Consider the following 26,772-nt stretch of genomic DNA (forward strand, 5'->3'; position numbering starts at 1 on the left):
GACCGAGTGGGGCCGTGTCACTAATACAATCCGACCGGGTCTAAATATCTTAGCATTGGCCTGGCAGAGAGACATGTGCTCCCGCTTTGATGAGGAGCTGCGATGTCCAGAGCCATAAACGTCAAGGAGGCGGTGGCAACCGTCCTGGCCAAATGCAAGAGCGAGCAAGTTGACGTAAGTGCGGTTGAGGCGCTCGTTTCCGGCGGAACACGCGTGGTCTTGTCGCGGCCGGACGGTGCTGACACGATGCGAAAAATCTTCGCGGGTAAGATCATTGAAGGAACGGTGCGTCGTACGCCCTTGGTGACCGCGCATCGCTAGGCCCAACGGCACGTACTCCACCCCGCCATACTTGCAGCCGCGATATGCTGGGCCGCTCTGCGGTCCTCGACAGAACAGCCGCGTCCTCAGCAGGACGATTGATGCTTCGGAGAAGACATGGCGTGCCAAGCGCCATGTTCGAAGCTCACCCTCGATCCATCATTTACAGCGGTCATCCCGCCTTAGCGGAATGATACAATACACCCATTGTCAAGGAATGATCATGATCACCGGTGTTGTAAAATTCTTTAATGTTGAAAAAGGCTATGGCTTTATCGCGCCCGAGGACGGAAGCGGTGACGCCTTCGTACACATCACTGCGGTAGAGGGCGCGGGCATGCGCACGCTCGATCGTGATCAACGCGTTTCTTACGAGTTGGAAACAGACAAGCGCGGGAAGACGAGCGCGGTCAATCTGCAATCTGCTTAGCACGGGCAAATGCGCTGCTATCGGCGGCAGCGTCACCTCTGTTTGATCTATGAAAGTGCCAGCGTGATGACAGCCAAGCTAACCATCGGACACTTCGCTTGGGCGGAGTAGAACCCGACCGCGCTTCAAAGTCGAGCCCGGCAGATCATTGGGGTGTCCTGCTGGACACGGCGGACATTCCAGGCGGTGGACGCCTTCAGCTTTATCGACACAGCGACGGGTTCGAGATTCTCTTCGGGGAAGAGCAACTCATGGGCAGCTGGGCCTTTCGGTCAGAAGAGGCATTGGCCACGTTGGTCGCGGAGCGGCTGGGGCGAGCTGCACAGCGATTGCTGATCGGGGGGTTGGGAATGGGCTTCACGCTCGCGGCCGCACAAGCAGCCTTCCCGGCGCCCGCAATGATCGTCGTCGCGGAGTTGGTGCCGCAGGTCGTCGCTTGGGCGCGGGGTCCGCTTGCCGGCATCTTCCAAGGATCGATTGAGCATCCCTACACGACGATCGCGATCGCAGACGTTCACGACATGATCGCGGCGGCTGCCGAAGGGTATGATGCAATCCTGCTGGACGTCGACAATGGCCCTGACGGCCTGATCCAGCTCGCAAACGACCGACTTTATTGCGATTGGGGCCTGCGGGCGACCTACGCCGCGCTCGTGCCGGGCGGCGTTCTTGCTGTGTGGTCCTCCTACCCCGATGAAGCTTTTACGAAGCGCCTGCGGTCGACCGGGTTCGCCGTAGAGACTATGGTCATGCACGGCGGCGGCCATGAAGACGATGCTCCTCACGTCATATGGATCGCCAAGCGGCCGGGATCGTCGCCCTCAAGCTAGCCAGCCGTTTCGACGCGTCATATAATCGCTAGCGTGAGGTTTCCGCGCATGGCCCCTGTTGGTTGCGGAATGCACCGCGCCTACCCATATAGCCGTTACCGATTGCTTCCCTATTGCGAGCGCAGTCGGCTGAGAGACTGAGAGCTCCCGCTTGCCAGCAAGGAGCCGGGTCATGGACATGAACGAGCTTTACCGCGTTCATCAGGTGTCGATCACGCAGGCCAGCAACGCTGCCTCCGTAGAGGCTCAAATCTCCCATGCCGGGCGAGCCGCGGGATATGCGGCCTTGATCGCCACTAAGCAGCTCTCGCTAGGGGTCGGTCATCCTACATCGGTGCGCTCTTCGTGAGCGATGGTGCAACTCCGCGGGAGCCTTCGAAGCCACGTCGCTATTTTCGATCAATGTCCAGCCAACCGCAGATCTCGCGAGATGCGGCGGCGCGTGAGGGATTGATCCTGAGGCTTGCGGTTGCCGCCCTCGGCCTTCAAGGTGCACAAGCCTTCCTCAACGGCCACAACGACCAGCTTGATGGCCGTCCCCTCGCCATCGCCGCGAGCAGCGCCGAGGGTTTCGACGTGGTGTCGGCTGCGATCATCGCCGTCACGCCGTTTACGCAGACGATCGCGGCTTAGCGCTCGTGAACAATTCGACGTTGCGCGTGGCACGCATCGGAGATGGCGAGCACGCCGGACGCTGGGGCTTGTGGTCCGACGCTCACCAGCGATGGGCCGGGGTGCTGTATGTCGCGGAACGGCACGCCACCGAGGCGCTGCAACACCTTTCGCACAGGGCCACCTGCGAAACCGTGCCAGATTAATGAGATCGCGCATGGACCAAAGAAGTTTACGGGCTTGGGCAACCGCCGGCGTCGATTTGTGGATGCTAGGTGCCGAGGCAGCCTCGGTGGTGTCGCTCCGCATGACTCGAATCGCGAGCGGCGGTTTCGACGCTGTGGAAGAAGTCGAGATGATGATGACGGAGAAGGCCGTTGCCGCCGTTGAGCTTCAATCCCGATACATGACGGGAGCCATAGGCCTTTCACCGCTTTCTGCACTCCAATGTTTCATCGAACTCTACCATCCGAAAGTCGCAGCCAACAATAAGAGGCTGCGGGTGCACACTTGAACAGGGTGGGGAGCGTGTCTGCTCTTCCCGCTCCCTCTTAGGAGATTAGAACCGTGGCAAACGACGACAAGGCTGCTGACGGTGGCCGACATGATCCCGGCAAGAATGGTGAAGATCGGGACATCGTCGGCAAACGTCAGGAGGATCTTACTGCTCACGATCTCAAGGGCGATGCGCGCGACAAAGACGGCGAGTAGCCTATCGCGGTGGCGCCTCGTCAGTGTCGCCGCGACTTGTTCAATCATTACTAACCCCCGTGGGGCGAGCCGCGTTCGCGTTCGTTTGGCGATCCTGCATTTCCGTTTGCGGCGGCTGCGGACCACCATGCTGAGTATGGCGCAGGTCGTGATAGCCGACGTGACAACGGCAAAGTGCGTCCGCTAGGAAACCGCCGGTGCAGGCCTTCTGCCCAGTTTGGGAACCGCGTGGGTCGGCTCGATTCTCAAGGCGGCATTGTTTGCTGAGAGCCTGATTTTCCTAGCCTTTCCGTGTCTCTTCCCTGGCCTTCGTAATGCGGGGTCACAGGTCCGAGTCCTGTAAGTGGGACTATCCCTTTCCATCCATTTGAAAGGCTGGAAACTTCAGCGCGTCGGCCATTGTTTGACCGACGGCTGTTACAAACGTAACAGCGGCGACGACGAGGTGCACCCGCCTCTCCAAACGCGGCGCGACCTCTATTTACGGCAGGTTTTGCGTGAGGAACTGCGGCCCTTCCTCGACAAGCGGCGGGAGTGGACGATTTCCCGCGCACCGTCGCCGTAATTGCTGCGGCCGGTGCGCTCCCTGTTAGGCATGGTTGCCGTTCTAGAAGTTCGCCACGTCGACATCGCCACGCCGGTCGAAGCGTGAGAGACTGTAGGGACGGGGGTCGACAATCGGGGGCTGACCGGTTGCCAAATCTGCGAGAAGGTGGCCTGCGCCGGGGCCGACGCCGAAGCCGTGTCCGCTGAATCCCGCCGCGAGGAGGAAGCCCGGTAGCGCGGGAATTTCGCTCATGGTCGCGACACCGTCGGGCGTGCTGTCGATGTACCCGGCCCAACGACCGACCACCGGCGCGCTGGCCAGCGCGGGGAACAGATCGACGGCTCGTTCGAGGGTGCGGCGCAGCGTCGTAAGATCCGGGCTGGGATCAAGGATCCGCATCCGCTCCATCGGGGTCGGGCGGTCGAGGTGCCAGCGCGCCAACGTTTCGTGACCGGCACGCAGCGCCTCGAGACTGCCGGGCGACAGGCTCCGCCAGCGCTTCAGGAACATCGGCACGAATTCGCGATTGAAGCGGAGGAACTGGGCGGTCGGGTCGACGCGCGCGCGGCCGCTGATTGAAATCGAATGGCAGCCCTCGCCGCGCCGCGTGATCGAGACCGCCGCGGTATGCAGTGCGTCGGGCAGACGCAGGTCGCCACTTGCCACCGCCATGATCGATTGCCGGACCGCCGCCTGCGGGAAGCGTATGCCAAGCTGATGGCAGAAGGACGATGCCCACGCGCCGCCGGACAGGATGGCGATCTTCGTGCGGATCGTGCCTTTCTCGGTCACCACGCCGCTGACCGCCCCGCCGGTTGTCTCGATCCCCCGTGCCGCGCAGCCTTGATGCACGGTGCTGCCGAGCGCCATTACCGCCGCCGCCGCCGCGGGCGCCGCAAGCCCGGGATCTGCGATGCCGTCGCTCGGCGAGAAGACGCCGCCGCGCCACGATCGACCGGTGAGCGCGGCGCGTTCGGTCGCCTCCGCCGTGTTCAGCATCCGGGTATCCACGCCGACCGAGCGTGCGAAGTCGCCCCAGCGCGCCCATCCGGCCAGCTCGGCCTCGCTGTCGCTGAGATACAGCAGGCCGCAGCGCCGGAAGCCGGTACGCTCGCCCGTATCGGCCTCGAACGATTCCCACAGATCGAGGCTTTTCGTGGAGATCGGCAACTCGCGCGCGTCGCGATTCTGTTGCCGGCACCAGCCCCAGTTGCGGCTCGATTGCTCCCCGCCGACGACGCCCTTCTCGACCAGCGCGACCTTCAGGCCGCGCTTTGCAAGATAATAGGCGGCGAAGCTGCCGATGATGCCGCCGCCGATGACCACCGCGTCGGCCTCGGCGGGCACGTCGGTGGAGCCGGCGATGATGCGCAATGGTGCGGGCATGATGAGATAAGCCTTGCGTCAGGAGCCGGTCGGCGGGGCGAAGCCGAGGATCGCCTTGGTCTCGAGATATTCCTCCAGACCGTAGACGCCATATTCGCGGCCGTTGCCCGACCGCCTGTATCCCCCGAACGGTGCATGGGGATCCCAGGCGGGATGGTTGATATGGACTTGTCCGGTGCGGATGCGGCGGGCGACGGCGCGCGCCTGATCGAGATCGGCGCCCTGCACATGTCCGCCAAGCCCGAAGACTGTGTCGTTGGCGATCGCGACCGCGTGGTCGACATCGTCGTAGGGGAGGATCGCCAGCACCGGGCCGAAAATCTCCTCCTGCGCGATCCGCATCGTGGTGGTGACGTCGGAAAAGATGGTCGGGCGCGCAAAAAAGCCGCGATCGTGGCCGTCGACGCGTCCCGGCCCGCCGCACAGCAGCGTTGCGCCATCGGCGATCCCGGCGGCGATCATCGACTGTACGCGGTCGTATTGCATCCGGTTGGCGATCGGTCCGAGCATCGTCGCCGGATCGCCGGGATCGCCGACCACGATCGCCGCCGCGGTGGCGTGCGCATGCGCCTCCACCTCCGCCAGCCGCGCGCGTGGGACGATCATCCGCGTCGGGGCACTGCAGGATTGCCCGACGTTGCGGAACGCCGCCATCACCCCCGTCGGCACGACCCGCGCGACGTCCGCGTCGGGCAGCAGGATGTTGGGCGACTTGCCGCCCAGTTCCTGGGTGACGCGCTTGACGGTCGCCGCCGCCGCCTGCGCGACCAGCACGCCCGCGCGGTTCGATCCGGTGATCGAGATCATATCGATGTCTGGATGCGCGGCCATCGCCGCCCCGACGTCCGACCCGCCGCCGTTGACCAGATTGAAGACACCGCGCGGGGCGCCGGCATCATGAACGATCTGCGCGAACATCAACGCGCTGAGCGGCGACAATTCGCTGGGCTTCAGCACGACGGTGCAGCCGGTGGCCAACGCCGGCGCGACTTTCGCGGTAATCTGGTACAGCGGCCAGTTCCACGGCGTGATGAGCCCGCACACGCCGATCGGCTCGCGCACGATCGCGGTGGTGCCGTGGAGCGTGAGGAACGAATAGTCGGCCAGCAGCTCGGCCGCTACCCGCACATGCGCGGCGGCCAAGGGCACATGCGCCGTGCGCGCGTGGGTGATCGTCGCCCCCATCTCCTCCACCAGCACCTGCGCCAGCGGCTCGGCGCGGTCGAGGAGCAGCGCATGGATCCGCTCGAGCAGCGCCTTGCGCTCGGCGACCGGCGTGGCGGCGAAGGCGGGGAAGGCCGCGCGCGCGGCGGCGACCGCGCGATCGAGATCATCGGGGACGCCCGCCGCGACCCGCGCGACCACCGCCTCGTTCGCGGGGTTGACGACGGGCAGGGTGCCGGTGCCCGATGTGTCCTCCCAGCGACCGTCGAGATACACGCCCTGGCGCACATCAAGCCTGATGGCGTCGTCGATCATCGCACGAGATCCTGATAGCGGTAATAGGCGCCGACGAACGGCAAAAACCAAGGTGTGCCGAAGTAGCCGGGGATGGCCGGCCAATCGAAGTCTCGCCAGGGATTCAGCTCCGCGCGACCGTCCAGCACCTCGGCCATGATCGCGCCCATATAGGTCGACATCTGCGTGCCGTGACCGCTGTAGCCCAGCGAATAGAAGAGGCCGTCGCGTTCGCCCGCGCGGGGCAGACGATCGCGGGTCATGTCGACCATCCCACCCCAGCAATAGTCGATTCGCGTATCGGCCAATTGAGGAAAGATCTCGACCATCGTCTTGCGCAGGATCGCGCCGCTCCGCGCGTCCGACGCGGCGTCGGAGCGGCTGGAGAACCGCGCGCGGCCGCCGAACAATATGCGGTCGTCGGGCGTGGTGCGGAAATAGGCGACGAAGTTCTTCGTGTCGGTGGTCATCCGCCGCCGCGGGGTGAGGCGGTCGAGCAACTCGGCCGGCAGCGGCTCGGTCGCGATCAGGTACGCGCCGACTGGGATGATCCGGCGGCGGAACCAGCCCAGCGGGCCGACCCGCGACGTGCCCGTCGCGAGCAGCACCTGCCGCGCGCGGATTGTTCCCTTCGGCGTAACGACCTCATGCGCCTGGCCGCTCAGCCGGCGCAGCGCAGTGACCGGATTATTCTCATGAACGACCGCGCCGTGGCGCACCGCGGCCTCGGCCATGCCCTGGCCGAACCGCCCCATGTGGAGCCCGGCGCCCTTTTCGTAGATCAGCCCGCCGAAATAGCGGTCCGTTCCGATCTCCTCGCCCAGATCGGCACGGGTGACAATCCGCGTATCCGGGTCGACCTCACGCGCGAGCAACTCCTGCGATCGGACCAGCTTGTCGAAATGCGCGGGCTTGGCGGCCAGCTTCAGCTTGCCGACGCGGCGGAAGTCACAGTCGATTCCCTCCTGCACGATGATCGATTCCACCTTGTCGACGCCGGCGTCGAAGGCGCGATACAGCAGGTTCGCGCGGTCCGTTCCGAGCCGTGCGCACATGCCGCCGTAATCCTGCGCGAAGCCGTTGTTGCACATCCCGCCGTTGCGGCCGGATGCGGCGTTGGCGACCTTGCCCGCCTCCAGCACGACGACCTTCGCGCCCTTCTTCGCCAGCGCCAGCGCGGCCGACAGGCCGGTGAAGCCCGCGCCGACCACCACCACATCGGCATCGCCCTCCGGCGGCGCGTCGGTGCCGAATGCGAACGGGGTCGCGGTGTCGATCCAGTAGGAACGCATCTTCATGAGCGCACCACCGCCATCGCGTCGACCTCGACCAGATAGCCGTAGTGTAGTTCGGGCACCGGAACGACGGTGCGCGCCGGCCGTGCGTCGCCCATGATCTCCCGGTAGACCGCATTGAAGCGCGGCCAATGCTCGACGCCCACGATATAGGCAGTGACCTTCAGGATGTCCCCCGCACCGGCATCGGCGGTGGCGAGCGCCGTCAGCATGTTGGTGAGCGCCTGCCGCGCCTGATCCTCGAACGGCAGGTCGGCGGTGTGCGTCCCGTCCGCGCGTACCCCCAACTGACCCGAGGTGATGACCAGTGCGCCGTGGCGCACGGCGTGGCTGTAATGGCCGCCCGGTGGGGCCAGCCCGGCAGGTGCGAGCCGTTCGATGTCGTCCGTCATCGTCACCATCCCCGCATCCGCGGCCATGTCGCGATCACCTCGCGCGCGCCGGACCCTACCACTCGATAGGCCTCGTGCTGCCCGCCGGTCGCGCAGGCATGGTTGGGCAGGATCCGGACCCGCGCCCCGACCGGCAGGTCGGGCAGCGCCGCGCCGCTGCCGGGGCGCACGGCGACGATGCCATGTTCCTGACTGGCGTCCGCGACGATCAGATCCGGGTAGGGCACGCCGTCGACGTCGCACACCAGCCCGTATCCCTGATCGACCGGATGGCGTTGGGTGCCACGATCGCGCGACATCGCCATCCATCCCGCGTCGACCAGAATCCAGCCCTTGTCCAGGCGATGCCCGATCACGGTCGCCAGCACTGACAGCGCGATATCATCGACCGCACACACGCCGATCCCGTGCATGACGAGATCGAAGAACATGAACACGCCGGCGCGAACCTCGCTGACGCCGTCGAGCGCGCGCGCGAAATGCGCGGTCGGCGTGGAGCCCACGCTGACCACCGGCACCGGGAAACCATGGTCGCGCAGGCGCTGCGCTGCTGTCACCGCGACCGCGCGTTCCTGCTCGGCCGCTTCGGGCAGGCCGACGCCGCCACGACAGGCGTACGACTCGCCAGCATGAACCAGAACGCCACGCAGCGCGATTCCGGCGGCACGCAGCCGGTCGGCAATGGCGATCAGCGCCGGATCGTCCGGAAGCAACCCGCCGCGGTGTCCGTCACAGTCGATCTCGATCAGCACGCCAGGCAGCGCAACACCATCGCGTGCAGCGTGGCCCAGCGCGTCCGCCTGCGCGACGCTGTCGATCAGCACCGTCATGTCCACGCCGCCGGCGATCAGCGCGCCGACGCGCGCGATCTTGTCGGGGGACAGACCAACCGCATAGGTGATGTCGGTCGCACCCGCGGCGGCGAAATATTCCGCCTCGGCCAGCGTCGACACCGTAATCGGGCCCCAGCCTTCCGGGAACAGGCGCCGCGCGACATCGACCGATTTGGCGGTCTTGAGATGCGGCCGCAATGCGACGCCCAGCCCCGCCAGATGCGCGCGCAGCCGGGCGACGTTGCGGTCGACGCGCGCGAGGTCGAGGACGAGAGCGGGGGTCGCGATCGTGTCAAGCGTGTCGCGCGGCATCAGAAGTACTTCAGCCATGCGATATCGCGCCGCCGCTTCTTCAGGCGCGAGAACCAGACGGTCGGCACATACAGCGGCACGATCAACGCGACATACCACAGCAACACCCAACCATAGCTGCCGACGCCGAACACCGTGCCCTGGTTGGGTCCGAACATCGCCAGTGCGACATGATACAGGATCCGCAGCATGGTGAGGTGGAAGAGGTAGAAGAACATCGGCGCCGCGCCGAACACGGCCAGCGCGGGCACGACGGGCAGGTCGCGGAACCGTTCGCACCACACCAGCAGCAACACGCCGGCCGCGAGCGTCGGCAGCAGGAACAGCAGCGACGGCGGGTATTTGGTCATCGACAGGAAGCTCATGACGGTTCGCACCGGGCTGTCCGCGACGACGAACCACGGCTTGTCCCCGTAGACGTTGATCCCGCGCAGCACCACGAACGCCAGCAGCATGGCGATACCCAGCCGCAGCAAGCGGCGTTGCCGCGTGCGGATGTCGACACTTGGCCCGAACCACGGGCCGATCCCGTAGCCGAGCAGGATCACCCCGATCCAGGCGAGCACCGGATAGGTGGTCTTCAAGGTCAGCCCGATCGGCAGCACGATCGCGTCGCGCTGGTGCAGCAATGCCCAGGGGATGAACAGCGGATCGCCGGGCTGGAAGCGGATCGGATCGAGCAGATTGTGCCCGCACACGATGACCAGTCCGATCGCGATCAGCATCCGGTGCGGCAAGCGGATCAGTGCGGCGAGCACGATCATGCACACGCCAATGCACCAGATCACCTGCAACCACAGTGTCGGCGTCGTGATCCCCCAGTAAAGCTCCGAGAGGTAGAGGACATCGAACGCCATCAGGATCAGGCCGCGGGTCAGCAGATAATGCGTCGTCTCGGCAAGCGTGTGGTTGGCGCGGTACAGATAGACGCCCAGGCCGGTCAGCGCGACGAACACCGGCGCGCAGATGCTGACCAGCAGCCGCGCGATCAGCAACGCCACCGGCGCGGTATGCGCATCGATCGGATCGGCGACCGGCACATGCACGAACCACGTTTCCCGGACGTGATCCAGCAGCATGACGACCATCACCAACCCGCGCAGCGCATCGATGCTCTGCAAGCGCGGTCGTGTTGCGGTGGCCGGCGTGGCGGAAGCGTTACCGATCGACATCGGCGTGGCAGCGATAGTTGCGCCCATCCTTGTTCCCCCTGCTCGACGATCCATGCCGACCTTGTTCTTATGATGCTGAACCCGTGGCAACATCGGCCGTATCGCGCCCCCGCCGCACGAAGTCATGCGGCGGAAGCGACCGGCGGCGATACAAGCTGCCGCACGGTCGCCCGCTTGCTCGCTATGCGGGCAGCTTCCGCCGCGCCATCCGGCTCATCGCCGCGGTGATCGCGGGCAGCACCAGCAGGGTCAGCGCGGTGGAGGTGATCAGGCCGCCGATTACCACGGTGGCCAGCGGGCGCTGGACCTCCGCGCCGGTGCCAGTGGCCAAGGCCATCGGCACGAAGCCGAGGCTTGCCACCAGCGCAGTCATCAGGACCGGGCGCACGCGCTCCATCGCGCCGCCGACGATCGCGGCGTCTTCCGCTTCGCCCTCATCGCGGCGCTTGCGGATCGCGCTCATCATCACCAGGCCGTTCAGCACTGCGACGCCGGACAGCGCGATGGAGCCGACGGCTGCGGTGATCGAGAACGGGATGCCGCGGATCAGGAGCGCGAACACGCCGCCCGCCAGTGCCATCGGAACCGCGCTGAACACGATCGCCGCCGGTATCAGGCCGCCGAGCGCGAGGTACAACAGGCCGAAGATCGCCACGAAGCAGATCGGCACCACGATGAGCAGCCTGAGACGCGCCGACTGCAGGCTTTTGAACGTACCGCCCCAGTCGACGTACATGCCCGGCGGCAGCCGCAGCCGCGCGACCTTGTCCTGCGCCTCCGCGACGAAGCCGCCCAGATCGCGGCCGCGCACGTTCGCCTGCACCACCACCATCCGCTTGCCATTTTCACGGCTGATCTGGTTCAGTCCTTCCGTGTAGCGGAATCGCGCCACCTCGCGCAGCGGGATCGAACGCGCGGTCTGCCCCGGTTCAGCGGGGAGCATGACCGGGATCGCGCCCAGCGCCTCGATGTCGTCGCGTTGCGCATCGGGCAGTCGCACTACCACCTCGAACCGTCGGTCGCCCTCGAACAAGACGCCGGCCTCGCGCCCGCCCAGCGCCGCCGCGACAGTGCTGGCGACCTCTTCCACCGCCAGCCCGTATCTTCCGGCCGCCTGACGATCGACCTGGATGTCGAAGGTCGGCGCTCCGTCGGTCTGCTCGGCCTGAACGTCGGCCGCGCCAGGGATCCCGCGCAGCGTATCGGCGATCCGCGCCGCCTCCTGTGTCATCGCCTCCAGATCATCACCGTACAATTTGACTGCGACGTCGGAACGGACGCCGGCGATCAATTCGTTGAAGCGCATCTGAATCGGCATCTGGATTTCGGTGCGGTTGCCGATCAGCGGTTTCATCTTCGCCTCGATCCGCGCCAGCACGTCGGCCTTGCTGTTCACCCCCGCCGGCCAGTCGCTTTGCGGCTTTGGAATGACATAGGTGTCCGATGCGTTGGGCGGCATCGGATCGGTGCCGAGATCGGCGTTGCCGTTCTTCGAGAAGACCAACGCCACCTCCGGCAGCGATTTCAGCGCGTCCTCGATCCGCAACTGCATCTGGGTCGACTGGTCGATCGACGTCGACGGGATGCGGAAGTTGGTGACGGTGATGTCCTTTTCGTCGAGCTGCGGGATGAACTCCTCGCCCAGCGCGCCGAACAGCAGCACGGCCGCCAGAAACACGCCCGCGCCGGCGGCGATGAACGGCGTCGGCTGCGCCACGGCGCGGGTCAGCAGCGGAGCATAGCGCGCCTTGAACCAGCGGATCGGCCTGACCTCGATCTCGCTGACCTTGCCGGTGATGAGCAGCGCGATCATCGCCGGTACGAACGTCAGCGAGAGGACGAATGCGGAGGCCAGCGCCACCATCAGCGTGATTGCCATCGGCGCGAAGGTCTTGCCCTCCACTCCCTGAAACGTCAGCAGTGGTACGAAGACGAGGAAGATGATTGCCTGTCCATAGACGGTCGGCTTAACCATCTCCTGCGCGGCGAGCGTCGTTTCCTCCATCCGCTCGGGCCGGGTGAGCAGTCGACCCTCATGTTCCTGCCGCTCGGCGAGCCGGCGCAGCGCATTTTCGACGATGATGACCGCGCCGTCGACGATCAGCCCGAAATCGAGCGCGCCCAGGCTCATTAGATTGCCCGACACGCCCAGCGCGTTCATCCCCGATGCGGTCATCAGCATCGTGATCGGGATCACGGCCGCGGTGATCAGCGCCGCGCGCACGTTCCCCAGCAGCAGGAACAGCACCACGATGACCAGCAGGGCGCCTTCGATCAGGTTCTTCTCGACTGTCGCGATCGTGGCGTTGACCAGCTTGGAGCGATTATAGACCGGCGTCGCCGTCACGTCCGGCGGCAGGGTTCGATTGATCTCCGACAGTTTGTCTGCGACTCGCGTGGCGACGACGCGGCTGTTCTCGCCGGTGAGCATCAGGATGGTCGAGATCACCGCCTCCGATCCCATCAGACTGCCCGATCCGGTGCGCACCGCGCCGCCGATCACCGCCTGCCCGACGTCGCGGACGCGCACCGGGTTGCCGCCGCGCGTCGCGACGACCGCGTCCTCGATGTCCGTCACCGATTTCAGCCGCGCGTCGGCGCGCACCAGAAAACTTTCGCCCGCGCGGCGGATGTAATTCGACCCGGCGGACAGATTGGCACGCTCCAGGGCATCGGCCAGTTCGGTGACGGACAGGCCATAGGTCGCCAGCGCATTCAGATTGGGCTCGACGACATATTGCTTCACATAGCCGCCGTTGGAGTCGACCCCGGCGACGCCGTCGACCGCGCGCATCTGCGGGCGGATGATCCAGTCCTGCACCGTGCGCAGATAGGCGGCCTTCTCCAGCTCGGTGCGCAGCCGTTCGCCCTCGGGAGTCAGATAGCTGCCGTCGGGCTGCCATCCGGCCTTGCCGGGGCGATGCTCGTCGCCCTTGCCGTCGGGGTGGCGGAACGCGACCGAATACATGAAGATCTCGCCCAGCCCGGTGGCGAGCGGGCTCAGCCGCGGCTGGATGTTGGCGGGCAAGGCGTCGCGCGCCTGCGCCAGCCGCTCGGTCACCTGCGCGCGCGCGAAATAGATATCGGTCGCGTCGGTGAAGACCGCTGTCACCTGGCTGAAGCCGTTGCGCGACAGCGAGCGCGTCATCTCCAGCCCCGGTATCCCGGCCAGCGCGGTCTCGACCGGGAAAGTGACCTGTTTCTCGATATCGACCGGGCCCAGCGCCGGGGCGAAGGTGCTGATCTGCACCTGCCGGTTGGTCACGTCGGGCACCGCGTCGATCGGCAATCTGGTGATCTGCCAGGCGCCGAACGCGATGACGCACAGCGTGAGAAGGGCGACGATCCAGCGGCCACGAACCGAACGGCCGATGATGCGGGCGATCATTCCTCGCCCCCTTCGTTCTTGCCGAGTTCGGCCTTCAGCAGGAAGGCATTGTCGGTCGCGATCGTCGTGCCGGCGCGCAGGCCGCTGGTGATCGCCACCATCCCGCCGCTGCGTCCGCCGGCCTGCACCGGCTGCGCGCGGAAGCCGGCGGCGGTGCGGACGAAGACGACACTCTGGTCGTCGATCGTCTGCACCGCCTCCTGCGGCACCATCACGCCGTTGTGGCGCGCGCCGCCACTGGCGAAGATCCGCGCCTGCACCGACTGGCCCGGCGCCAGCGTGCTGCCGCCACCAGTTGGCACGATCACCACCGTCGCCGCGCGGGTTTCGGGGTCGACCACGCCGGTCGCCGCGCGGACGCGTCCGGCCACCACTCGGCCGTCGTTGGTCGTCAGTTCCACCCGGTCGCCATCGCGCACCCGGCCGGCGTCGGCGGGCGGGAGGCTGGCGGTGATCTGCAGCCGGCGCGGATCGGCAACGCGGAACAGCTCGGTTTCGGCGGCGACATATTGCCCGAGGTGGGCAGGGGCAGCAGTGATCCGCCCGCCGATCGGGGCGACCACCGCCACGGATCGCCCGTCATGCGTGACACGCGCGGCACCGGCTGCCGCGCTGGCGCGTCCTGCCTCGGCCTGCGCCACCGCCAGATTGGCCTGCGCAGCCTCGACGTCGGCGCGCGGGCTGACCCCTTGTGCGAGCAACCCGCGTTCCCGCGCCAATTGCCGCGCGGCGAGCGTCACGCGCGCGGCGGCAGCGCTGCGATCCGCCGCGATCGCCGACGCGTCGCGGCTCTCGACCAACGCAATCGTCTCGCCGGCAGCGACGCTGTCCCCGATCCGCTTCAGGATGCGCGTGACGGTACCCGCGGCGCGGGCGGTCAGCACCGCTTCGGCATCGGGGGTGGCGGCGACGGTCGCGGCGGCGGGTACGGCGGCGTCCAGTTCCCCGGACGCGGCCGGCGCTACCGCGATCCCGGAGGCGGCAATGCCCTGCGGCGTAATCACGACGGCGTTGTCGGGCGCCTTGGGCTTGTCAGCCGTGCGCTCCGGCACGGGCAGGGCGGGGGTGGTCAGGCGCGCGGCGCCGAACCCGATCGCGGCGGCGGCGACCATAGCGATCGCGGCACCGGCATACAGGCGGTTCTTGTCGTTCATTGGACCGGTTCTCCGGTAATCGTGGTGCCCGACAGCCGGGCGAAAGTGGCGCGTGCCTCGAGCCGGGCGGCGGCGGCATCGAGCACGACCGCGCGCGCCGCGCCCAGCCCGTGGCGGGCATTCAGCAATTCGATCAGCGGTGACTTGCCGGCCTCGTAAGCGACGCGTGCCAGCCGGTACGTCTCCTCCGCGGTCGCCATCGTCCGCTTCGCTGCGGCAGCGCGCCGATCGGTAGCGTCGACCAACCCCTGTGCGGCACGCGCCTGCGCCTGCGCCTCCAGCCGCGCGGCGGCGGCGCGTGCCTCGGCGGCGCGCAACTCGGCTTGCGCGGCGGCGATGTTACCGCGGTTGCTGTCGAAGACGTGCAGCGGCAACGACACGCCCGCGACCAGCGCGGTGGCATTGTCGGCCTCCAGCCGCCGCACCCCGATCTGCGCGTTCAGATCGGGCACCGCGCGGGTCCGCTCCACCGTCACGCGTTGCGCGGCGGCCTCGCGGCGCGCCTCCGCGGCGCGATAGCCGGCCTCCTGCATCGGATCGACCGGCCCGGAGCGCGGACGCGCGTCGAGCCGGTCGAGCAACGATTCCGACAGCGCGGTCCAGCTCGTCTCCGATCCCGCGAGCGCCGCGAGATGCGCCAGCGCGGCGACGCTTTCCGCCTTCGCCTGTTCCAGCATCGCCTGCATCGCGTCGACCTCGGTTTCGGCCTGCAATTGCCGCAGCCGCGCCTCCTTGCCGGCGCTGACCAAAGCGCGCGCGACCGACAGGATCGCGGTGGCTTCCTCCACCTCGTCCTGCGCCAACGCGATGCGGCCGATCGCCACCTCTGCCGCGCCGTAAGCGCGCGCGAGATCATAGGCATAGGCAAGCCGCCCCGCATGTCCGGACGCCTGCGCCGCCGCGACGCTGGCGCGGCCGGCGGCGATCCGTGCCGCGCGTTTGCCGCCCAGCTCGATCGGCTGGTTGAGTTGCAGCGTCGTCTCGGTGCGCCCGAATCCGCCATAGGGGGACGAGCCACTGAAATTCTCACCATAGACGCTGATCGTTGGATTGGGGCGTACGCCACCTTGCGCGGCCAGCCCCTCGGCCTGCGCGACGTCCGCCTCCAGCGCCGTCACCCGCGGTGTCTCTGCCGCGCGGCGCAGCAGTTGCGCAAAGGACGGGGCGGGGTCCGCCGCTGCCGTGCCGGCCAGCGCGAGCGCCGCCAGCGTGCTGGCCAGCGCACACCCGCGCCGGCCCATAAAACCGTTCATGTCGATTGTCCTGCCCGAGTGAACCGGCGCGCCGTCAAGCGGCGCGCGACGGCTCAGCCGCGGGGCGGGCGCAACAGCGACGCGTCGTTCAGCCCCGGTCCGATGATCGCGACGCCCGGCGTCCAGGCCACTTGCGTTTCCAGCGGGGGTGTCGGGGTCGCGGCATCGTTCGGGATCGCGATGCCGTGGCCGGTCGCATGGGCGGCGAGATGCACCGCGCCGTCGGGATCGCGGCGCAGGTCGTCGATCCGGTCGTGGCGCACCGATGCGGTATGAAGCGAATCGCCGGCGTGGAACGTCGCGCCATCCCAGCCCGACAGCGCGGCGATCCCCAGCATGGCAAGCAGTGCCAGCAGTGCGGCCATGGAGGCGGATCGGGATCGACGCGCGGTCACAGGCGACAGACTAAAGGATGTGCGGCAGTGCAGCAAGGCAGATGGCGTCATCAATAGCCCGCCTGTCGATCGACGACGCCGGTCAGCGCATCGCCCCGCCGGTGGCGCAGGATCTGCTCCGCAATCGCCGCCGCGCCGCCGCCGACGTCGGTCGTGCCGGCGATGTGCGGCGTCAGCAGGACGCGGGGATGCTGCCAAAACGGATGTCCGGCGGGCAGCGGCTCCTGCGCTGTCACGTCAAGGATCGCGCCGCCGACTTGCCCGCTGTCGAGCGCTGCCAGCAGCGCGGCGTCATCGACATGTCCGCCGCGCCCGATGTTCACGAGCCCCGCGCCGCGCGGCAGCCGCGCGAGCGTTGCGGTGCCGATGATGCCGCGTGTCGTATCGGTCAGCGGCAGCACGTTCACCAAAATGTCGGTGCGCGCGAGGAACGCCGCAAGGTTCGCGTCACCCGCGAAGGTGTCAACGCCGTCGATGCTGCGTGGCGTGCGGCTATATCCCGCGACGGTAAAGTCGAACGATACCAGCCGCGCGGCGACCGCGCTGCCGATCACGCCCAGCCCCAGCACGCCGATGCGACGCGCCGGGGTTGCCGTGACCGGGTCGGCGTCGCCCCACGTCCCCTGTCGCTGTCGCGCGATATGCCCCAGCATTCCGCGATGGAGCGCCAATACCGCGAAGACGGCATATTCCACCATCCCGCGCACCAGCCCCGGCTCGATCATCCGCACCACCGGTACATGGGCGGGCACCGCTGCCAAATCGAGATGGTCCACGCCCGCACCGACTGAGAAGACAAGATCCAGATTTGGCAGCGATGCCAGCAGCCCGGCTGGTGGCGCCCAGGCCGCAAGGTAGCGGATCGCCGCCGTGTCGCCGGCGTCGGGCCAGTGCCGGACGGTCAGGCCCGGCACCAGCGCGGGCAGCGATTCCTGCCACCGCGCGCCGCGCGCCGGGCTGCCGACGTGCAGCAGAACCGCTGGGGCCTGGTCGTTCAGAACGTATAGCCCGCGCGAAGCATGAACTGACGCGGCGCACCCGGCGCGATCCACAGCCGCGAGTAGGAGCTGGCGAAATATTCCTTGTCAAAGACGTTGGTCACCTCGCCGGACAGCTTGATGTGCTCGGTTGGCGAGATTGACGCCATGACGCGCGTCAGCGTGTAGGACGGCAGGTAGAAGAAGGATCCGTCCGCGAACTTAAATCCGGTTTCGCCCAGCCGCTTGCCGACGTAATTGACGCCCGCGCCCAGCGTCACCGCCGCGCCGCCTAGATCGAAATCCTTGAACAGCAACGCGCTGCCGCTGTGCGGTGCGATGTTGATGAGCGGATCGCCCTTGCGCAGCGAGAAACCGAAATTGGGGTCTAGCGCATCCATCGCCACTTCGGCGTCGATGTAGGAATAATTGAGCTGCACGCGGAAATCGGCAGGCAGCTTGCCCGACATTTCGAATTCGATGCCCTTGCTGCGCGCCTTGCCTACTGCCAGCGAGAAGCCGGAATTGACCGGGTCGGCGCTCAGCACGTTGGTCTTGTCGGTCTTGAACCCGGCCAGCGTGCCGGTCAGATGCCCGTCGAGCAGCGCCAGCTTGATGCCGACCTCATAGGATTTGGTCTGTTCGGGCGTGAATGGGTCGTTGGTGAACGACGTGCCGGTGTTCGGGCGGAAACCCTCGCCATAATTGGCGTAGAACGACACCGCGTCGGACGCGACGAAGGCGATCCCGACTTGCGGATTGACCGCGGTCTTTTGCTGCCCGGTGCGGGTGGCGTTGATGCGATTGTCGATGATCTGCTCGAAATTGTCGTAGCGGACCCCGGCGCGCAGCTTCAGCTGATCGGTGACGTCGATCTGGTCCTGCACGTACAGCCCGTAGGAATATTGCCGTTCCGTGTAGTTCTGGAAAGTGACCGTATTCGGCAACTTGCCATAGGCGGGCGCGAAGATGTTGATGCTGTTGCCGATTGTCGCGGTGGTCTGCGCGGCGATCGCCGGGGGACGATAGCGTCCCTGGATCACCGTCATTTCGAAATCGTCCCAGTCGGCGCCCACGATCATGTGGTGTGTCATCCCAAACGTCTCGAATTTTCCGCTCAGCTCGCCGCGGACGGTCAGGTCGGTGGTGCTGTAATCGCGGCGCCGCCGGATGCGCGACAGCGTCTGTCCGTCGCTGTAGATCTTCTGACGGCCGGCGGCCAGTTCGGCCTCGCTGGAAAAGCCCTTGAATTCGGTGTCGCGGTAGCCGACGCCCAGGATTAGCGACCAGGCGTCACTGAAATCGTGCTGCAACTGCGCCTGATGCCCCAGCGCGCGGATGCGGATCGGGCCGTCGCCGGGCTCGCCAAGGAAACGCGTGCGCGGGATCGTCTTCAGATTGCCGTTCACCGCGACGATGCCACGATCGAACGGTATGTCCTGATGGATGTACTCCAACTCGTAGGACAAGGACGTGTCCGATCCCAAGCGCGCCAGCACCGACGGCGTGATCGTGTATTTCTTGGTGCTGATCGTGTCCCGGAAACTGTCGCCGGCCTCCGCGGCGCCGGTCACGCGCACCGCAAGATGCTGCGACAGCGGCACGTTGACGTCGCCCTCGCTGCGGAAGGTGTTGAAGCTGCCGCCCGACAGCGTCGCGCTGCCGCCGGCCTCGAAATACGGCTTCTTTGATACAATGTTGATCGTGCAGCCCGGCTCGCCGCGTCCGAATAGCGCCGATTGCGGCCCCTTCAGGATCTCGACCCGGTCGATGTTCGACGTGTCGCGCGCACCCCCGTAGCCGCGCGCGGCGTTGAAGCCGTTGACCAGATAGTTGCTGGCGGTGTTCTCGTCACCCGCAAAGCCGCGACACGCAAAGCTGTCGAACAGCCCGCCAAAGTTGTTCTGGCGGGAGATGCCGCTGGCGAAATCCAGTGCATTGTCGAGCCGGGTGATACCGGCGGCGCGCAGCGTCTCGCCCGACAGCACCTGAATGCTCTGCGGCACCTCGATCGTCGGCACCTGACTGACATATTGCTGGCGCTGCGCGGTGACCGTCACGTCTGCCTGCGTGGCCTCCGCGCCCGTTGTGTCTGCGGTGGTGGTGACGTCGCGCTGCGACGGGGCGGCGGGCAGCTCCTGCGCCGCAGCGGGCATCGCGATCCCGGTAGCAGCCAGAGCGGCGCCGAGCAGGAGCAGGTTGCGGTAGGTCATCGAATATTCCCCCGGGGAAGTGGTGGCCGTGCCGTCCTCCTGCGCCCGCTTCGCCGCGAAACTCTGTTCGGAACTTTCCCGATGGGAAAGCGTCTGAAGGTCCGCTGTGCGAAGGAGCGTTTTCGGCCTCACCACTATGCGCGCCGTCAAAAGCATTTTGTTGCGAATGGCGTTGGTGCGGGACTGTCGCGGAAATGAAATGAGGCGCGTCGACGCATGAAATGCCGCGTCAGTCGCGGGGCAGCAATTGCTCCGCCAGCGCGGTGAACCACGCGATCCCCAGCGGCAGCACCCGCTCGTTGAAGTCGTAGGACGGGTGGTGCAACGGCGCGCGATGCTCGGCGTCGGCTTGCCCCAGCCACAGATAAGCGCCCGGCCGCTCGCGCAGCATGAAGGCGAAATCCTCTGACGTAAACGCCGGCACCGGCGACACCGCGACGTCGTCGCACACCGCGCGCGCCGCCGCGAGCGCGCATTCGGCGGCCGCGGGATCGTTGATCGTCGCCGGGTAATAGCGAATGTAGTCGACCGTGACCGCGGTTCCGCTCGACAGCGCGACCCCCGCCGCCATCGCGCGGATGGACGCTTCGATCCGGTCCTGCACCGCCGGCTCGAACGTACGCACCGTTCCCATGATCGAAACCGACGCCGGCAACACGTTGTGCGCATGGCCGCCCGCGATCTTCGTTACCGACAGCACCGCGGACTGTGTCGCCTCGACGCGGCGCGCGACGATCGTGTTGAGCTGCTGGACCAGCTCGCTCGCCGCCAGGATCGCGTCGGGCGTCTGGTGCGGCATCGCGGCATGGCCGCCGCGACCGGTGAGCGTGATCTCGAACTTGTCCGCCGAGGCCATGATTGGCCCGGCCCGTGTGCGCGCCGCGCCCAGCGGCAGGTCAGGCCAATTATGTAGCGCGAACACCCGGTCGCACGGGAAGCGTTCGAACAGGCCGTCGCGCACCATCGCGCCGGCGCCGCCGAGGCCCTCCTCGGCCGGCTGGAAGATGAAGTGCACCGTGCCCGAGAAAGCGCGCGTCGCAGCCAGGTGCCGCGCCGCGCCCAGCAATGTCGCGGTATGCCCGTCGTGGCCACAGCCGTGGAAGACGCCCGCGCGCGTGCTGGCGTAAGGAAGGCCGGTCTGTTCGGCGAACGGCAAGGCGTCCATATCGGCACGGAACCCCAGCGCGCCGTTCCCGCCGCCGTTGCGCAAGGTGCCGACCACGCCGGTGCCGCCGACGCCGGTCGTCACCTCAAGCCCGATCGCGCGCAACGCATCAGCGACGATCGCGGCGGTGCGATGCTCCTCGAACCCCAGTTCGGGATGCGCGTGCAGGTCGCGACGCAGCGCGATCAGGTCGGGCAGGAGGGTGTCGATCGGGGTCGTGTCGATCCGCATCGTTCGGCTCCGCGCTGGTCAGGAAAAACGGTCGACGAACAGGCTATCGATCGGATCGTAGCGTTTGATGATCGGCGATTTGATAACGATGTAGCTGAAATACTTTTCGATTCCGAAGTCCGCCTCCAGGATCGCCTCGATCGTTTCCTGATAATGGCCGACGTCGCGCGCGATGAAGCGGACCAGGTAATCGTAGCCGCCGCTGACCAGATGGCATTCGACGATCTCGGGCACGTTACGCGCGCGCTGTTCGAAGCGTGAAAAGTCGCCGCTGCGATGATCCTTCAGCGTTACTTCGGTGAACACCGTCAGCGTAGAGCCCAACTTGGCGAGGGCGATATGCGCCCCATAGCCGGTGATATAGCCGCTGTTCTCCAGTCGCTTGACCCGCGACAGGCACGGGCTGGGCGACAATCCCACCGCATCGGCCAGCTCGACGTTCGTCACCCGTCCGTTGCGCTGCAAGTGCGCGAGGATCTTGAAATCCAGTCGGTCGAGTTTCGGTGCCAGGCTCATCGTCGCATATGTCTCCAGCAGGCGGAAGGGTTGCTTCTACACGATTGCAGCGCGTACCTCATCCTGCGCCAGCACATCGTCAAGTGTCTTGCCCAGCCGCGTCAGCAGTTGGTCCAAATCGTCGGCATTGCACGAGATCGCCGGCGCCAACCCGATCGTACCATCGGCAAAGGCGCGGAAGATCAGGCCATTGCCATATGCGGCGCGCGACAGCCGATCTGAGATGTTGAGCGACACCTCGAAACGGGTGCGGCGCGCCTTGTCGGCGACCAGCTCGATCCCCGCCAGCATCCCGGCGCTGCGCACGTCGCCGACCAGCGGATGATCCGCCAGGGCGGCCAGCCCGGCGGCCAGTTGCGGCCCGCGTTCCAGTCCGTTCGCCATGATCCCGCCCTCGGTATACAGCCGCAGCACCTCGAGCCCGACCGCAGCGCTCACCGGATGCCCTGAATAGGTGAAGCCGTGGCCGATCGGCAGGTGATTGTCCGGGCCGTCCGCGATCCCGGCATAGACCTGCTCGGTCATCAGCACCGCGCCCATCGGCGCGTAGCCGGCGGTAAGTCCCTTGGCGACGGTCATCAGGTCTGGGGTGACGCCCTCGCTCTCGCACGCGAACAGCGGGCCGGTGCGGCAGAAACCGGTGATGACCTCGTCGGCGACCAGCAGGATGTCCAGCTCGGTACAAACCGCCCGCATCGCCTTCAGCCAGCCCTTCGGCGGCACGATCACGCCCGCCGAGCCCTGAACCGGCTCGGCGAAGAAGGCGGCGACGTTCTCCGCGCCTAGTTCCGCGACCTTGGCGCGCAATTGCGCCACTGATAGGTCGATTACCGCCTGCGGATCGTCACCGGCGGTGCTGCGATAGGGATAGGCGGCAGGGATATGGTGCTGCCACGCGTGCGGCACGTCGAACTGGCGATGGAACGCTGGCAAACCGGTGAGACCCGCGCCGTTCGACGATGAACCGTGATAGCCCTTGTCGAGCGCGATCATCTGCTTCTTGTTCGGCCGCCCGATCGCGTTGAAATAATGGGTGACGAACCGCACCACCGAGTCGATCGCGTCCGACCCTCCAAGCGTGAAATAGACGCGCTCCAGTCCCGGCGGCGACAGCTCGGCCAGCCGCTGGGCGAGCAGGATCGCCGGCTCGCTGGCGAAAGAGAAATAGCCGGTGGCATAGGGCAGGCGCCGCATCTGCTCCGCAGCGGCCGCGACGACGCTGTCCTGGCCATAGCCGATGTTGACGCACCACAGGCCGGCGAAGGCGTCGAGCAGGCGGTTGCCCTCGCTGTCGGTCAGGTACATGCCGCTGCCCCCGGTCAGCACCGTCGCGCCCCGCGCCTCGTGCGCGCGATAGGCGCTGACCGGATGGATCAGGTGGCGTCGATCGCTGTCGATCAGAGAGTTCAGCTGCATGGATCGTCCCGTAGGTTATGGCGACGATCGTAGCGGCCGGAGACGTGCGCCCGTCCCGAACCGTGGCCGACATTCGCCCAAGGCTACCGTTGTCGCGCGAAGGGCAGCAGATTATGCCGCGCGTCCGATCCCGGTTGCTCGTTGCCCGCCTGCTCTCTCCACCGTCGGAGACGACGGAGGTGGCAGGCAATCCGCTCTAGATCGCCGCCGCGATCGCGCGGCCGCACTCCGCGGTCGAGGCGGTACCGCCCAGATCGCGCGTGCGCCCCGCCGGAGTCGCCAACACCGTCTCGATCGCGCGAACGATCGCCGCGCCGGCGTCCCGTTCGCCGAGATGGTCGAGCATCATCGCCGCCGACCAGATTTGCCCGACCGGGTTGGCGATGCCCTGTCCGGCGATGTCCGGGGCCGATCCGTGCACCGGCTCGAACAATGACGGTACCGAGCGGTCGGGATTGATGTTCCCGCACGGCGCGATCCCGATCGTGCCGGTGCACGCCGGGCCGAGATCGGACAGGATGTCGCCGAACAGATTGGATGCGACCACCGTGTCGAACCGGTCGGGGTTCATCACGAACTGCGCGCACAGAATATCGATGTGATATTTGTCGGTGCGGATGTCGGGATAGTGTTTCGCCATCTCCTCCACGCGCGCATCCCACCACGGCATCGTGATCGCGATCCCGTTCGATTTTGTGGCGGAGGTCAGATGCTTCTTCGGCCGCGTCTGCGCCAGCTCGAAGGCGTAGCGCAGGATGCGGTCGGTGCCGAAGCGGGTCATGACCGTTTCCTGCAGCACCACCTCGCGATTGGTGCCGGGGAACGCGGTGCCGCCGATCGCCGAATATTCCCCCTCGGTGTTCTCGCGCACGATCATCATGTCGATGTCGCCCGGCCCGCGCCCCGCAAGCGGGCAGGGGACGCCGGGCATCAGCCGCGCCGGGCGCAGGTTGACGTACTGATCGTATTCGCGCCGGAACTGGATCAGCGAACCCCATAGCGAGATATGGTCCGGAACGGTGTCCGGCCAGCCGACCGCACCGAAGAAGATCGCTTCGACCGCGCCGATCCGTTCCTTCCAGTCGTCGGGCATCATCTGGCCGTGCCGCGCATAATAGTCGCAGCAGGCGAAATCGTGCCACTGTTGCTCCACGGCAAAGCCGAACCGCGCCGCGGCGGCTTCCAGTGCGCGGACGCCTTCGGGCATCACCTCGGTGCCGATGCCGTCGCCGGCGATCACCGCGACCTTGTACGACCGCGCGCTCATGCGCCGAACCCCTTGAGTCCGGCCCAGTGGAAGGCTTTCGTTTCCAGATACTCCTCGATCCCCTCGCGTCCGCCCTCCCGGCCGAGCCCGGACGCCTTGATCCCGCCGAACGGCGCCATCTCCATCGCGATCGAACCGGTGTTGAGCCCGACCATCCCGAACTCCAGCGCCTCTCCGACGCGCCAGGCGCGGTGCAGGTCGTCGGTATAGAAGTAGCTTGCCAGCCCAAACGGCGTGGCGTTGGCGAGTGCGATCGCCTCGTCCTCGTGCCGGAAGCGGAAGATCGGCGCGACCGGGCCAAACGTCTCCTCGCTGGCGAGACGCATGTCGGGCGTCGCGCCGGTCAGCAGCACCGGGCGCGCGAAGCGGTCGTCGCCGGTCACGCCGTCCGGCGCGGCGGCGATCGTCGCCCCATGCGCCAGCGCGTCGTCGACATGCGCGGTGACCTTGGCGGTCGCCGCGGCGTTGATGAGCGGCCCGATCGTCACGCCCTCGGCGCGGCCATCGCCCACCTTCAGCGCCCGCACCGCCGCGCCCAGCGCGGCGACGAAGCGATCGTGGATGCCGTCCTGCACCAGCAACCGGTTGGCGCAGACGCACGTCTGCCCGGCATTGCGGAACTTGCTGGCCATCGCGCCCGCCACCGCCAGGTCGACGTCGGCATCGTCGAACACGATGAAGGGCGCGTTGCCGCCCAGCTCCAGGCTCAATCGCTTCAGCGTGTCCGCCGATTGCCGCATCAGCAGCGATCCGACCCGCGTCGAGCCGGTGAATGACAGTTTGCGCACCACCGGACTTGCGGTCAGCGCACCCCCAATGCCTTCAGGCAGGCCGGTGACGATGTTGAGCACGCCCGCCGGGAAGCCGGCCTGCTGCGCCAGCTTGCCAAGCGCGAGCGCGGTGAACGGGGTCAGCTCGGATGGTTTGACCACCACCGTGCACCCGGCGGCCAGCGCCGGTGCGACCTTTCGGGTGATCATCGCCGCCGGGAAATTCCACGGCGTGATCGCCGCGCAGACACCGACGGGCTCGCGGAGCGCCAGGATGCGCCGGTCGGCGGTCGGGGCGGCGATGGTGTGGCCGGCGACGCGGCGTCCCTCGGCGGCGAACCATTTGACGAACGACGCGGCGTAAGCGATCTCGCCGGTCGCTTCGGCCAGCGGCTTGCCCTGCTCGGCGGTCATGATTTGCGCCAGTCCGGCGGTGTTGGCGACGATCAGCGCGTGCCACGCCTCCAGCACGTTCGCGCGATCGTCGGCGGTGCGCCGCCGCCACGCAGGTAGCGCCTGCGCCGCCGCAGCGATCGCCGCCTCCGCATCCGCCGCGCCGCCCGCCGGGATCGTTCCGACCGACGCGCCCGTCGCCGGATCGGTCACCTCCAGCATGTCGCCACTGCTCGCCGCCGTCCACGCGCCGTCGATCAGCATCGCCTCGACCAGCAGGTCGCCCCCGCGCGCCATCACAGCAGCGCCTGGCTGACGATCGCAAACGACCGGGCGCGATCGCTGCGGACCGGTTCGGTGCCGCGAACCATCGTCACCACCCGTCCGACGCGGATGATGCCCAGATCCTCCAGCCAGTCGCCCAGCTTGCTGTCGCCGGTAATGTCCAGCCGCGTGAATTCGCCGCTGCGCGAGCCCAGCCATTGCGCGATCAGTGCCTGCGCGCGCGTCCGGTCCGGCGCGATCACCGGCCCGATCACATAGCCGCGCCCAAATCGGCGGAACAATGCCACCCCGTCCAGCTCGCCATCGCGGTCGAGCACGACGCCGTGCGCCCGGTCCAGCAGCACGCCCATCATCGCCGGGCGCTCGAGCCCGGTCGCCGCCGCCACCAGCGCGGTGACCAGCGGCGCGTCACGCTCACCCAGCGGCCGGATCCGCTCGCCCTCGCCCAGCGGGATCAGCGGCGCGGAGAAGGCCGCTCCCTGATGTTGCAATATCTCGGAGACGCCGACGAAGCCCAGTTTGCGATAAAGCGGCAGCCCCTCTTCGGTGGCGTTCAGCAGCACCGTCGCGTCTGCGCCGAACTGTTCGGCGATGCTGTCCAGCGCGGCTTCCATGATGATCCGGCCCAGCCCGGCGCCGCGATGCGTGCGCGCGACGATCACCATGCCCAGCGTCGCGCACGTCGGCCCGGCGGGCCACCACATCGTGCTGGCGACGATCGCGCCGCCCATCTCCGCCACGACGCCGTGGCCGACCGCCAGCATGTCGAGCAGATCCTCGGCACGGTGCGGCCATTGCTCGGCTTTCGAAAGCGCGTGCACAGCCGCCACGTCGCTGTCCTGCATCGGCCGCAGCGCCAGCCGATTGTCCGGCATCGTCGCCATGCCCTGAGTCCTTTCTATCATCGCGGGACCGCGTGGTCGGTCCGGGCCACCTTCTGCCTTCTCTAGCCGCCACGGGAAAGCAGCGGGTGCCGCGCAGCCGCATCGTTCAGTGCGATTGCGCCGGAAAAGCGCTGCGATGCGATACTTGCTGCCGCTATCGCCGCGC

General features: G+C 67.1%; 25 protein-coding genes. 7 read left to right on the forward strand and 18 right to left on the reverse strand.

Going from position 1 to position 26,772, the window contains the following annotated elements:
• The first annotated feature begins 102 nt into the window (after positions 1-102).
• The 7 genes from ACI2JO_RS12170 (at position 103) to ACI2JO_RS12200 (ending at position 2,904) form a co-directional block, all read left to right on the forward strand.
• Entirely contained in the window at positions 103-321 is a 219-nt protein-coding gene (locus ACI2JO_RS12170; protein WP_404720959.1) for a hypothetical protein, read from the forward strand.
• A gap of 223 nt (positions 322-544) precedes the next feature.
• Entirely contained in the window at positions 545-751 is a 207-nt protein-coding gene (locus ACI2JO_RS12175; protein ID WP_404720960.1) for a cold-shock protein, read from the forward strand.
• 350 nt (positions 752-1,101) lie between these two features.
• Positions 1,102-1,581, forward strand: a complete 480-nt coding sequence (locus ACI2JO_RS12180) for a spermidine synthase (protein WP_404720961.1) — start codon at positions 1,102-1,104, stop codon at positions 1,579-1,581.
• Positions 1,582-1,753: 172 nt separating this feature from the next.
• Complete coding sequence (locus ACI2JO_RS12185) at positions 1,754-1,930, forward strand: hypothetical protein (RefSeq protein WP_404720962.1); 177 nt, start codon at positions 1,754-1,756, stop codon at positions 1,928-1,930.
• A gap of 53 nt (positions 1,931-1,983) precedes the next feature.
• Complete coding sequence (locus tag ACI2JO_RS12190) at positions 1,984-2,214, forward strand: hypothetical protein (RefSeq protein WP_404720963.1); 231 nt, start codon at positions 1,984-1,986, stop codon at positions 2,212-2,214.
• Positions 2,215-2,410: 196 nt separating this feature from the next.
• Complete coding sequence (locus tag ACI2JO_RS12195) at positions 2,411-2,707, forward strand: hypothetical protein (RefSeq protein ID WP_404720964.1); 297 nt, start codon at positions 2,411-2,413, stop codon at positions 2,705-2,707.
• A gap of 53 nt (positions 2,708-2,760) precedes the next feature.
• Entirely contained in the window at positions 2,761-2,904 is a 144-nt protein-coding gene (locus ACI2JO_RS12200; RefSeq protein ID WP_404720965.1) for a hypothetical protein, read from the forward strand.
• Positions 2,905-3,511: 607 nt separating this feature from the next.
• Here ACI2JO_RS12200 and ACI2JO_RS12205 read toward each other — a convergent pair.
• From ACI2JO_RS12205 to ACI2JO_RS12290, 18 genes are all read right to left on the reverse strand, one after another.
• Complete coding sequence (locus ACI2JO_RS12205; RefSeq protein WP_404720966.1) at positions 3,512-4,837, reverse strand: NAD(P)/FAD-dependent oxidoreductase; 1,326 nt, start codon at positions 4,835-4,837, stop codon at positions 3,512-3,514.
• An 18-nt stretch (positions 4,838-4,855) separates the two neighbouring features.
• Positions 4,856-6,316, reverse strand: a complete 1,461-nt coding sequence (locus ACI2JO_RS12210; RefSeq protein ID WP_404720967.1) for an aldehyde dehydrogenase family protein — start codon at positions 6,314-6,316, stop codon at positions 4,856-4,858.
• Positions 6,313-7,593, reverse strand: a complete 1,281-nt coding sequence (locus tag ACI2JO_RS12215; RefSeq protein ID WP_404720968.1) for an NAD(P)/FAD-dependent oxidoreductase — start codon at positions 7,591-7,593, stop codon at positions 6,313-6,315. The genes ACI2JO_RS12210 and ACI2JO_RS12215 overlap by 4 nt, the downstream gene beginning before the upstream one ends.
• The gene (locus ACI2JO_RS12220; RefSeq protein ID WP_404720969.1) at positions 7,590-7,982 is read right to left on the reverse strand and encodes a RidA family protein; all 393 of its coding nucleotides are present in this window, start codon (positions 7,980-7,982) and stop codon (positions 7,590-7,592) included. The genes ACI2JO_RS12215 and ACI2JO_RS12220 overlap by 4 nt, the downstream gene beginning before the upstream one ends.
• A 2-nt stretch (positions 7,983-7,984) precedes the next feature.
• Positions 7,985-9,145 carry an alanine racemase gene (locus ACI2JO_RS12225; protein WP_404720970.1) on the reverse strand — a complete coding sequence of 387 codons (1,161 nt, stop codon included), beginning with the start codon at positions 9,143-9,145 and terminating at the stop codon, positions 7,985-7,987.
• A complete protein-coding gene (locus ACI2JO_RS12230) occupies positions 9,127-10,326 on the reverse strand; it encodes a DUF1624 domain-containing protein (protein WP_404720971.1) in 1,200 nt (399 codons plus the stop codon). Before ACI2JO_RS12230 ends, ACI2JO_RS12225 begins: the two co-directional genes overlap by 19 nt.
• 154 nt (positions 10,327-10,480) lie before the next feature.
• A complete protein-coding gene (locus tag ACI2JO_RS12235; protein WP_404720972.1) occupies positions 10,481-13,687 on the reverse strand; it encodes an efflux RND transporter permease subunit in 3,207 nt (1,068 codons plus the stop codon).
• Positions 13,684-14,841: an efflux RND transporter periplasmic adaptor subunit gene (locus ACI2JO_RS12240; RefSeq protein ID WP_404720973.1), complete on the reverse strand. Its 1,158-nt coding sequence runs from the start codon at positions 14,839-14,841 to the stop codon at positions 13,684-13,686. Before ACI2JO_RS12240 ends, ACI2JO_RS12235 begins: the two co-directional genes overlap by 4 nt.
• Entirely contained in the window at positions 14,838-16,094 is a 1,257-nt protein-coding gene (locus ACI2JO_RS12245; RefSeq protein ID WP_404720974.1) for a TolC family protein, read from the reverse strand. The genes ACI2JO_RS12240 and ACI2JO_RS12245 overlap by 4 nt, the downstream gene beginning before the upstream one ends.
• A gap of 53 nt (positions 16,095-16,147) precedes the next feature.
• Positions 16,148-16,459, reverse strand: a complete 312-nt coding sequence (locus ACI2JO_RS12250; protein WP_404720975.1) for a hypothetical protein — start codon at positions 16,457-16,459, stop codon at positions 16,148-16,150.
• Between the two features lie 80 nt (positions 16,460-16,539).
• The gene (locus ACI2JO_RS12255) at positions 16,540-17,403 is read right to left on the reverse strand and encodes a 2-hydroxyacid dehydrogenase (protein ID WP_404720976.1); all 864 of its coding nucleotides are present in this window, start codon (positions 17,401-17,403) and stop codon (positions 16,540-16,542) included.
• A gap of 80 nt (positions 17,404-17,483) precedes the next feature.
• Positions 17,484-19,679, reverse strand: a complete 2,196-nt coding sequence (locus ACI2JO_RS12260) for a TonB-dependent siderophore receptor (protein ID WP_404720977.1) — start codon at positions 19,677-19,679, stop codon at positions 17,484-17,486.
• Positions 19,680-19,908: 229 nt separating this feature from the next.
• Positions 19,909-21,075: a M20 aminoacylase family protein gene (locus ACI2JO_RS12265; protein WP_404720978.1), complete on the reverse strand. Its 1,167-nt coding sequence runs from the start codon at positions 21,073-21,075 to the stop codon at positions 19,909-19,911.
• Between the two features lie 18 nt (positions 21,076-21,093).
• Positions 21,094-21,591 carry an Lrp/AsnC family transcriptional regulator gene (locus ACI2JO_RS12270; protein ID WP_404720979.1) on the reverse strand — a complete coding sequence of 166 codons (498 nt, stop codon included), beginning with the start codon at positions 21,589-21,591 and terminating at the stop codon, positions 21,094-21,096.
• 36 nt (positions 21,592-21,627) lie between these two features.
• Positions 21,628-23,007 (reverse strand): aminotransferase class III-fold pyridoxal phosphate-dependent enzyme, encoded by a 1,380-nt coding sequence (locus ACI2JO_RS12275; RefSeq protein ID WP_404720980.1) that lies wholly within the window; start codon positions 23,005-23,007, stop codon positions 21,628-21,630.
• Between the two features lie 196 nt (positions 23,008-23,203).
• Complete coding sequence (locus ACI2JO_RS12280) at positions 23,204-24,274, reverse strand: tartrate dehydrogenase (RefSeq protein WP_404720981.1); 1,071 nt, start codon at positions 24,272-24,274, stop codon at positions 23,204-23,206.
• A complete protein-coding gene (locus ACI2JO_RS12285) occupies positions 24,271-25,734 on the reverse strand; it encodes an NAD-dependent succinate-semialdehyde dehydrogenase (protein ID WP_404720982.1) in 1,464 nt (487 codons plus the stop codon). Before ACI2JO_RS12285 ends, ACI2JO_RS12280 begins: the two co-directional genes overlap by 4 nt.
• On the reverse strand, positions 25,734-26,606 hold the full coding sequence (locus ACI2JO_RS12290; protein WP_404720983.1) for a GNAT family N-acetyltransferase: 873 nt from the start codon (positions 26,604-26,606) through the stop codon (positions 25,734-25,736). The genes ACI2JO_RS12285 and ACI2JO_RS12290 overlap by 1 nt, the downstream gene beginning before the upstream one ends.
• Positions 26,607-26,772: the final 166 nt, after the last annotated feature.

The sequence above is a fragment of the Sphingomonas sp. NPDC079357 genome (assembly GCF_044901155.1).
Taxonomy (GTDB): Bacteria; Pseudomonadota; Alphaproteobacteria; order Sphingomonadales; family Sphingomonadaceae; genus Sphingomonas.